An 8,712-nucleotide genomic window follows, 5' to 3' on the forward strand; every position below is an offset into this window, starting at 1 on the left:
GGGTGATCCCGGCTGCTTGAAAAACGGGCAGCGCCTCTAAAATTGTGGGATTCGTCTGACATGCCGCCGCTTGCCCGGCGCTGGAGTAATTCACCTTGATGCTTGCTGATTCTGTCGTTCTGAGCGCGGCCCTCGACTGGCTCGGCCACGGCCTGTGGAATCTGTCGTGGTGGCAGGTTGTGCTGTATGTGCTCGCAACCACGCACATCACCATCCTGGCCGTCACCATCTTCCTGCATCGCACCCAGGCGCACCGCTCCATGGAGCTGGGGGCAGTGCCCTCTCACTTCTTCCGCTTCTGGCTGTGGATCGGCACCGGCATGGTCACCAAGGAGTGGGTGGCCATCCACCGCAAGCACCACGCCAAGTGCGAGACCGAGGACGACCCGCACAGCCCCCAGACGCGCGGCATCGACACCGTGATGTGGCGCGGCGCCGAGCTGTATCGCGCCGAGGCCAAGAACGCCGAGACGATGAAGAAGTTCGGCCACGGCACGCCCGACGACTGGATGGAGCGCAACGTCTACAGCCGCTTTGGCTGGCAGGGCGTGGGCCTGATGCTGATCCTGAACCTGGCGCTGTTCGGCGGCCTGGGCCTGACGGTGTGGGCCGTGCAGATGCTGTGGATTCCCTTCTGGGCCGCGGGCGTGGTCAACGGCCTGGGTCATTTCTGGGGCTATCGCAACTTCGAGGCGCAGGATGCCAGCACCAACCTTTCGCCCTGGGGCGTGATCATCGGCGGCGAAGAACTGCACAACAACCACCACACCTACCCCACCTCGGCCAAGTTCTCGGTCAAGAAGTACGAGTTCGACATCGGCTGGGGCTGGATCCGCGCCATGGAGGCGATCGGCTGGGCCAAGGTCAAGAAAGTGCCGCCCCGGCTGCAGATGGGTGCCGTGCGCCCCGTGGCCGACGAAAAGACGCTGGAAGCCGTGATCGCCAACCGCTACGAGGTGATGGCCGGCTATGCGCGCGAGATGCGCCGCGCCTGCAAGGGCGAGATCGCGCTGATCAAGGCCAGGGGTGGCGACCTGTCGGTGCTGCGCGCGGCCAAGCGCTGGCTGCATCGGGACGACGACAAGGTGCCGGCTTCGGCACGCACGCACCTGGTGCAGGCGCGCCAGGCGCATCCGGTGCTGGACAAAATGGTCGTGATGCGCGAGGAGTTGCGCCAGATGTGGCTCAACACCTCCCAGTCGCGCGAGCAACTGGTGGCCGAGCTGGCCGCCTGGTGCCACCGGGCCGAAGCCAGCGGCATTGCCGCGCTGCGCGATTTCTCGATCCGCCTGCGCGCGGCCCAGGCATAGCAACCCCAGGCGGTTTCGCCGCTCCCCCTTCTGAGGGCCTCGCTGCGCTCGCCCGCTGAGCAATAGCCGGCCAAGAAAAAACCCGCTGGATCGCAGCGGGTTTTTTCTTTGGGAAAGGGCTGAATTACTTCAGCTTGATTTCCTTGTATTCGACGTGCTTGCGCGCCTTCGGGTCGAACTTCATGATCGACATCTTCTCGGGCATCGTCTTCTTGTTCTTGCTGGTCGTGTAGAAATGGCCGGTACCCGCGGTGGATTCCAGCTTGATCTTCTCGCGTCCGCCTTTGCTCGTAGCCATGGTGCTGCGCTCCTTTACTTAGCCGTTCAGGCCTGGCCGCGTGCGCGCATGTCTGCGAGCACGGCGTCGATGCCGTTCTTGTCGATCAGGCGCAGAGCAGCGCTGGACACGCGCAGGCGCACCCAGCGGTTTTCGCTTTCGACCCAGAAACGGCGGTGTTGCAGGTTCGGCAGGAACCGGCGCTTGGTTTTGTTGTTGGCGTGGGAGACGTTGTTCCCGACCATCGGGCCCTTGCCCGTGACTTCACATACGCGTGCCATGTGGACACTCTTTCATGAACAGCCGGCACCGCGCGAAAAAGACCGCTTCCGCACAGGAAGCAGGCCCGGATCCGGGGTGTGTTTCGGCTTGACCTCGCCAGATGCGGGTGGCGGTAACCCGTTTGCCGGCCCTGCAGCCACTTGGCCTCCAACTTGAGGCGCGCAGCAACGCGAATTCGGCAAAGCCGGCGATTCTAGCCCGGCAAACGCCGGGCTGGCAAGCCAGGGGCTTCGGCGGGAAGGCCAGAAGCGCAGGCCGCAGGGGCCTGCGCCCCGCTCAGTGGCCTTCCTGCTCCAGGAAGCGCTGGGCGTCCAGCGCAGCCATGCAGCCCGTGCCGGCGCTGGTGATGGCCTGGCGGTAGACATGGTCCTGCACATCACCGGCCGCAAACACGCCCGGCACACTCGTCATGGTCGCAAAGCCCTGCAGGCCCGAGCGCGTGACGATGTAGTTGTCCTTCATCTCCAACTGGCCCTGGAAGATGTCGGTGTTGGGGTGGTGGCCGATCGCGATGAAGCAGCCCTTGAGTTCCACGTCCTGCTTCTCGCCGGTCTGGGTGTTGCGCAGGCGGATGCCGGTCACGCCGGTGTTGTCGCCCAGCACCTCGTCCAGCTCGTTGTGCAGCTTGAGTTCGATCTTGCCCTCGGCGACCTTCTCGTTGACCTTGTCGATCAGGATGGGTTCGGCGCGGAACTTGTCGCGCCGATGCACCAGCGTCACCTTGTGCGCGATGTTCGACAGGTACAGCGCCTCCTCGACCGCGGTGTTGCCGCCGCCGATCACGCAGACGTCCTGCTCGCGGTAGAAAAAGCCGTCGCAGGTGGCGCAGGCGGACACGCCGCGGCCCATGAAAGCCTCCTCGGACGGCAGGCCCAGGTATTTGGCCGAGGCGCCGGTGGCGATGATCAGCGCATCGCAGGTGTAGGTGCCGCTGTCGCCAGTCAGGGTAAAAGGCCGTTGGCTGAAATCGACGTTATTGATATGGTCGAACACGATCTGGGTCTTGAAACGCTCGGCGTGTTCCAGAAAACGCTGCATGAGTTCGGGGCCCTGCACGCCATGAACATCGGCCGGCCAATTGTCAACTTCCGTGGTGGTCATCAATTGGCCGCCCTGGGCCATGCCGGTAATGAGCAGCGGTTGCAGATTGGCGCGAGCGGCATAGACGGCGGCTGTGTAACCGGCGGGGCCTGAACCCAGAATAAGAACTTTGGCGTGTTGGATGTTTGTCATGGTGATTACAGGGAGCCTGGATGTTTGGCCAATCGCGTGTACATTGTCACGATCAGATACGCCCACAATTGGGTTGCTTCAAGAGGTGTTTCTTCCAATGCCTCAATGGGCGAGATTGCTTTAATTCATTGTTATTCACAATTTGATCGGCCGTGAGGATCTGTGCATGTCCATGTTGTCCAATCTTGAACTGTTGAGGCGCGTGCCGCTGTTTGCTGCGCTCACGCCGTCACAGTCCGCCAGCATCGCCGATGCCATCGTCAAGAAGCGCTTCAAGCGCGCCGAAGTCGTGGTGGAGCAAGGCAAGAAGTCCGATGCGCTGTACATCATTCTCACGGGCCGGGCCCGCGTGATGAGTGCGGACAATCGCGGCAGGGAAGTGATTCTCGCGTCCCTGCAGCCCGGCGACTACATCGGCGAAATGAGCCTCATCGACGATGAGCCTCATTCGGCCACCGTGCGCACCGAAGTCCAGACTGATGTATTGATGCTGGGCCGCGAAGGCTTCATGCGCTGCCTGCCCGAGAACTCCTCCATGGCCTACAACATCATGCTGGGCCTGGTGCAGCGCCTGCGCCATGCCGACCGCAAGATCGAGTCGCTGGCGCTGATGGACGTGTACGGCCGCGTCGCGCGCTCGCTGCTGGAATTTGCCGTGAACGACGGGGCGGGCAACCTCAAGGTGCGCGAGAAGATCTCGCGCCAGGATCTGGCCAAGATGGTCGGCGCCTCGCGCGAGATGGTTAGCCGTGTGATGAAGGACCTGGAAGAGCGCGGCTTCGTCCAGACGCAGGATGACGGCTCCATGCTCATCAAGGACCGCTTGATGAGCATGGCCTGACGCCCTCAAGGGCCGCGGGCAGCGCTGCCCCGTGCGTGGGCCGGCTGCCCTTCACACAGGCGCAGGCGTGCAGCGTGGCGTTCTCGTTGTAGGCTCGGGGGTGGCGCTCGGCTTGCCGTGCCGCCCTGGATGCCCATGACCTACTCCTTGAACACCCTTCATTCCGCAGATGCCGTTGCGCCGGCACGCCAGCGCGCATTGCGCTTCGCGCATGAAATCTCCCTGATCGTCGGCTTCGTGGCCCTGCTGTTCTGGCTGCTGGCCATGCTGAGCTACACGCCTTCGGACGCGGCCTGGTCCACTTCCGGCACAGGCGGCGCCGTGAAGAACTGGGGCGGGCGCCTGGGCGCCTGGATGGCCGATGCCAGCTATTACCTGGCAGGCTACTCCGTGTGGTGGTGCCTGGCCGCCAGTGTGCGTGCCTGGCTGTCGTCGCTGGCGCGCTGGCTGCGCGGTGGCGAATCGGTGAACCCGGCCACGGCCGAGGCGCCTGCGCGCGGGCGCTTCAACCGCAGCCGCCTGGCCTTCTGGGCCGGCCTGTTGCTGCTGCTGGCTGCCAGCGCGGTGCTGGAGTGGTCGCGCCTGTATCGCCTCGAATTCCGTCTGCCCGGCCATGGCGGTGGCGTGCTGGGCTACCTGGTGGGGCCGCTGTGCGTGAAGTGGCTGGGCTTCACGGGCTCTGCGCTGGTCGCGATCGCGGGCGGCGTCGTGGGCTCGGCGCTGGTCTTCCGCTTCTCGTGGAGCCAGGTGGCCGAGCGTGTGGGCGAGCGTCTGTACGGGCTGTTCGAAATGCGCCGTGAGAAGCGCGAGCGCGCGCAGGACATCGCCTTGGGCAAGAAGGCGCGCCGCGAACGTGACGAGGAATCTTCCGTCGAGCGCGACTTCTCCGACATTGACGACCTGCCCGCCGGCGCCACGCCGACGTTGGACCCGCGCCAGCCCCAACTGGAGCCCGAGCTTCTGCCGCAGCCCGTGCCCAAGCGCCGCGACAAGGCGCCGCCCGTGCAGATCGAGCCCGCGTTGGCCGAGGTACCGCGCAGCGACCGCGTGGTCAAGGAGCGGCAAAAGCCGCTGTTCAAGGAGCTGCCCGACAGCAAGCTGCCGCAGGTCGACCTGCTCGATGCCGCACCGGGCCGTCAGGAAACGGTCTCGTCGGACACGCTGGAGATGACCAGCCGCCTGATCGAGAAGAAGCTCAAGGACTTCGGCGTGGAAGTGCGCGTGGTCGTGGCTTCGCCGGGCCCCGTGATCACGCGCTACGAGATCGAGCCTGCCACGGGCGTGAAGGGCTCGCAGATCGTGAACCTGGCCAAGGACCTCGCGCGCTCGCTGTCGCTGGTCTCCATCCGCGTGATCGAAACCATCCCCGGCAAGAACTACATGGCACTGGAGCTGCCCAATGCCAAGCGCCAGTCGATCCGCCTGTCGGAGATCCTGGGCTCGCAGGTCTACCACGAGGCCAAGTCCATGCTGACCATGGGCCTGGGCAAGGACATCGTGGGCAATCCTGTCGTGGCCGATCTGGCCAAGATGCCGCACGTGCTGGTGGCCGGCACCACGGGCTCGGGCAAATCGGTCGGCATCAACGCCATGATCCTGTCGCTGCTCTACAAGGCAGAGGCCAGCGACGTGCGCCTGCTGATGATCGACCCCAAGATGCTGGAAATGTCGGTCTACGAAGGCATCCCGCACCTGCTGGCGCCCGTGGTCACCGACATGCGGCAGGCCGCCCACGGCCTGAACTGGTGCGTGGCCGAGATGGAGCGCCGCTACAAGCTCATGAGCAAGCTGGGCGTGCGCAACCTTGCGGGCTACAACACCAAGATCGACGAGGCCCGCGCGCGCGAGGAGTTCATCTACAACCCCTTCAGCCTCACGCCCGACGACCCCGAGCCGCTCAAGCGCGAGCCCCACATCGTGGTCGTCATCGACGAGCTGGCCGACCTGATGATGGTGGTGGGCAAGAAGATCGAGGAGCTGATCGCACGCCTGGCGCAGAAGGCGCGCGCGGCCGGCATCCACCTGATCCTGGCCACGCAGCGGCCCAGCGTGGACGTGATCACGGGCCTGATCAAGGCCAACATCCCCACGCGCATCGCCTTCCAGGTCAGCAGCAAGATCGACAGCCGAACCATCCTCGACCAGATGGGCGCGGAGGCACTGCTGGGCATGGGCGACATGCTCTACATGGCCAGCGGCACCGGCCTGCCGGTGCGCGTGCACGGCGCCTTCGTCAGCGACGACGAGGTGCATCGCGTGGTGGCCTACCTCAAGAGCCAGGGCGAGCCCGACTACATCGAAGGCGTGCTCGAAGGCGGTACCGTGGACGGCGAAGACCTGTCGCTGCCCGGCGGCGAGGGCGGCGAAAAGGACCCGATGTACGACATGGCCGTCGAAGTGGTGCTCAAGAACCGCAAGGCCAGCATCTCGCTCGTGCAGCGGCACCTGAAGATCGGCTACAACCGCGCCGCGCGGCTGGTGGAGGACATGGAAAACGCCGGCCTGGTCAGTGCCATGACCGCCGACGGCAAGCGCGACATCCTCGTGCCCGCGCGCAGCGAATAAGAGGAAGGACACCGGCGCCGCGTGGGCCGCAACGGCTGTCGGACGCAAGCGCATGTTGCAAAGCGCCCCGCCTGATGGCCATCGTGCGTCACCGCTGTGACGATTGCTTGCCAGCGTTTGCCGCCGCGATACGCCGGCTGCGCAAACTTGACGCGGGAAGCAGGTCTGATCCATTCATCGCCTTGCTCACGCAAGAAAGACAGGAAGAAAACCATGAACCGATCCTCTCGCCTGCTTGCTGCTGCCCTGGTGCTGGGCACGGCCTCCTGGGCCGCCAGCGCGGCCGGCATGGCCAGCCTTGAAGCCTTTGTGAAGAACGCCAAATCGGGCCGCGCGCAGTTCACGCAGACCGTGACGCCGCCCGCGCGCGACGGCCAGCCCGCCCGCGCCAAGACCTCCAGCGGCAACTTCGAGTTCCAGCGGCCGGGGCGCTTCCGCTTCGACTACAACAAGCCCTTCGCGCAGACCATCGTCGCCGACGGCACCACGCTGTCGCTGTACGACGCAGACCTCAACCAGGTGACGACCCGCGCACAGGCCCAGGCGCTGGGCTCCACGCCCGCGGCCATCATTGCGTCGGCGGCCGACCTGCGCGCGCTGCAGGCCGACTTCAGCTTGCAGGAGCAGCCTGCGCGCGACGGCCTCGAATGGGTCAAGGCCACGCCCAAGTCGCGCGACACCCAGCTGCAGAGCGTGCAGATCGGCTTCCAGGGCGAGTCGCTGGCGGCGCTCGAAATCCTTGATGCCTTTGGCCAGCGTTCGGTCCTGCGTTTTTCCGACGTGCAGCTCAACCCGACGCTGCCCGCTTCAGCCTTCCAGTTCAAGGCGCCGGCGGGGGCTGACGTGATCCGGCAGTAACTGGCTCCCGCCGCCGGCACTTCGATCAGCGGTTTCGATCAGACGGCGAGGGCGGCGATTCCGCCGGCCCGCCTTGCTCCTGCTGTGACCGGGCCTGTTGTGAAGCAAGGATCTCCTGCGCCACCCGCTTGAACGCCGCCGGCCAGCCATCCGGTTCCGGGCGCTCGAAGGAGTAGCTGAGCGTTGCCTTCGGGAAGCTGGCCTCGAGGAAGGACATGTCGCTTGCTGAAGGCTGCCACTCCGAATAGATCCGAGTCACGTCAATGGGTGCCGTGTTCTCCCGCGCACTCAGCGATGCCCAGGCGCGTTGCACGCAGGAGTCGTCCTCGGCCCGACCCGCCGCGGGGAAGGTCATCAAGCCTTCCGGGCGGCGTACTTCGAAGACAACGACGTTGGTGGATGGGTCTGTGTTCATAGGCTTCCTCGAGCCAGAGATTCATGAGTTCTGAGCACTCGGTGCACAGGCAGGCGCGCAATCGCCCGCGACGGTACTTCCGTTGCGATCATGCCCCCGGCGGACACGGCGCGCAGCCACTTTGGATGTTGTTCGGTCGGCCGTGCTTTCCAGGGGGAATATTCCTAACATGACTTCGCGGACTGACCTGAATTGCTGCTCAATGAACGGGATGCGGCAAGATCAACGCCCAAGCTGGGCCAAGAAGGCGATCAACTCGGCATTGACCTGCGAAGGGCATTCTTGCTGAACCCAGTGGCCGCATTTGGGAAGGAGCGTTGTCTTTCGAAGACCTGGCACCGTGGTGCCGAGTGCCTCGACGTTCCCACGGGTTGCAACAAGCACTGGATCAAGTTCGCCTGCCACGAACAGCGCGGGGTGCGTGATTCGCGCTCCTTCGAACGGTTTCATGAGCTCCCAGTTGCGATCGAGGTTGCGGTACCAATTGAGTGGCCCGGTAAAACCGGTGCGTTCGAAGTTCTCAACGTAATACTGCAGATCGCGATCCGGCAGCCAACTCTGATGGTCGCCTGGCCGCACCAGCGTTTCCATCAGCTTGGCCCTGGAGCCTCGAGGGACCAGCCTTTGGCGCGCGGAGGCGGCGTCCCCGGATGCATGGAAGTAGAAAGTCTTGAGAAAGCGCGGTACGTCGGATTCGATTTCGGCCTCGGCGACGCCTTGCTCCTGGAAGTAGACGATGTAGTTGAAGTTCCCTCCGACAGCGCGGCGTATCCCCACGACGGGCGGTGTGTCGCGACGCTGGTTGTACGGAACGCTTGTATCTTTAAACCTGACCAGCGCGGTAGAGTCTGAACGCCGTTGAGGCGGCCAGACCGGCCCGTGCAGTTTGGTAAGCGCTGGGGTGATCGAGCCCGTCTCTGAGTACAGAACG

Annotated in this window: 9 protein-coding genes; 4 read left to right on the forward strand and 5 right to left on the reverse strand. The window is 64.6% G+C overall.

From position 1 onward, the window contains the following. The first annotated feature begins 98 nt into the window (after positions 1-98). Positions 99-1,310, forward strand: a complete 1,212-nt coding sequence (locus PGB34_RS16310) for a DesA family fatty acid desaturase (protein ID WP_408647907.1) — start codon at positions 99-101, stop codon at positions 1,308-1,310. A 124-nt stretch (positions 1,311-1,434) separates the two neighbouring features. Here PGB34_RS16310 and rpmG read toward each other — a convergent pair whose 3' ends face one another. From rpmG to trxB, 3 genes are all read right to left on the reverse strand, one after another. Then, positions 1,435-1,608 carry a 50S ribosomal protein L33 gene (rpmG, locus tag PGB34_RS16315; protein WP_007830291.1) on the reverse strand — a complete coding sequence of 58 codons (174 nt, stop codon included), beginning with the start codon at positions 1,606-1,608 and terminating at the stop codon, positions 1,435-1,437. Positions 1,609-1,634: 26 nt separating this feature from the next. After that, the gene (gene rpmB, locus PGB34_RS16320; protein ID WP_225781026.1) at positions 1,635-1,868 is read right to left on the reverse strand and encodes a 50S ribosomal protein L28; all 234 of its coding nucleotides are present in this window, start codon (positions 1,866-1,868) and stop codon (positions 1,635-1,637) included. A 277-nt stretch (positions 1,869-2,145) separates the two neighbouring features. After that, positions 2,146-3,102 (reverse strand): thioredoxin-disulfide reductase, encoded by a 957-nt coding sequence (gene trxB, locus PGB34_RS16325; protein ID WP_271429163.1) that lies wholly within the window; start codon positions 3,100-3,102, stop codon positions 2,146-2,148. Between the two features lie 166 nt (positions 3,103-3,268). Here trxB and PGB34_RS16330 point away from each other — a divergent pair, with 166 nt between their 5' ends. From PGB34_RS16330 to lolA, 3 genes are all read left to right on the forward strand, one after another. Continuing rightward, positions 3,269-3,943 (forward strand): Crp/Fnr family transcriptional regulator, encoded by a 675-nt coding sequence (locus PGB34_RS16330; RefSeq protein WP_271429164.1) that lies wholly within the window; start codon positions 3,269-3,271, stop codon positions 3,941-3,943. Between the two features lie 135 nt (positions 3,944-4,078). Next, entirely contained in the window at positions 4,079-6,508 is a 2,430-nt protein-coding gene (locus PGB34_RS16335) for a DNA translocase FtsK (protein ID WP_271429165.1), read from the forward strand. A 213-nt stretch (positions 6,509-6,721) separates the two neighbouring features. Then, complete coding sequence (gene lolA / locus PGB34_RS16340) at positions 6,722-7,366, forward strand: outer membrane lipoprotein chaperone LolA (RefSeq protein ID WP_271429166.1); 645 nt, start codon at positions 6,722-6,724, stop codon at positions 7,364-7,366. A 25-nt stretch (positions 7,367-7,391) separates the two neighbouring features. On the opposite strand, the gene PGB34_RS16345 is transcribed toward lolA, so the two are convergent. Both PGB34_RS16345 and PGB34_RS16350 read right to left on the reverse strand, forming a co-directional pair. Continuing rightward, positions 7,392-7,781 (reverse strand): hypothetical protein, encoded by a 390-nt coding sequence (locus PGB34_RS16345; protein WP_271429167.1) that lies wholly within the window; start codon positions 7,779-7,781, stop codon positions 7,392-7,394. A gap of 222 nt (positions 7,782-8,003) precedes the next feature. Beyond that, the coding region (locus tag PGB34_RS16350; protein ID WP_271429168.1) for an alpha/beta fold hydrolase at positions 8,004-8,712 on the reverse strand (709 nt) is incomplete at its 5' end.

Source organism: Xenophilus arseniciresistens (assembly GCF_028023875.1).
In the GTDB taxonomy this organism is placed as follows: Bacteria; Pseudomonadota; Gammaproteobacteria; order Burkholderiales; family Burkholderiaceae_C; genus Xenophilus; species Xenophilus arseniciresistens.

Bases quoted from the DNA above. Each gene is read 5' to 3' on its own strand.
- PGB34_RS16345 (WP_271429167.1), bottom strand. From the start codon at position 7,781: ATGAACACAGACCCATCCACCAACGTCGTTGTCTTCGAAGTACGCCGC.
- PGB34_RS16310 (WP_408647907.1), top strand. From the start codon at position 99: ATGCTTGCTGATTCTGTCGTTCTGAGCGCGGCCCTCGACTGGCTCGGC.
- PGB34_RS16335 (WP_271429165.1), top strand. From the start codon at position 4,079: ATGACCTACTCCTTGAACACCCTTCATTCCGCAGATGCCGTTGCGCCG.
- PGB34_RS16330 (WP_271429164.1), top strand. From the start codon at position 3,269: ATGTCCATGTTGTCCAATCTTGAACTGTTGAGGCGCGTGCCGCTGTTT.
- lolA (WP_271429166.1), top strand. From the start codon at position 6,722: ATGAACCGATCCTCTCGCCTGCTTGCTGCTGCCCTGGTGCTGGGCACG.
- rpmB (WP_225781026.1), bottom strand. From the start codon at position 1,868: ATGGCACGCGTATGTGAAGTCACGGGCAAGGGCCCGATGGTCGGGAAC.
- rpmG (WP_007830291.1), bottom strand. From the start codon at position 1,608: ATGGCTACGAGCAAAGGCGGACGCGAGAAGATCAAGCTGGAATCCACC.
- trxB (WP_271429163.1), bottom strand. From the start codon at position 3,102: ATGACAAACATCCAACACGCCAAAGTTCTTATTCTGGGTTCAGGCCCC.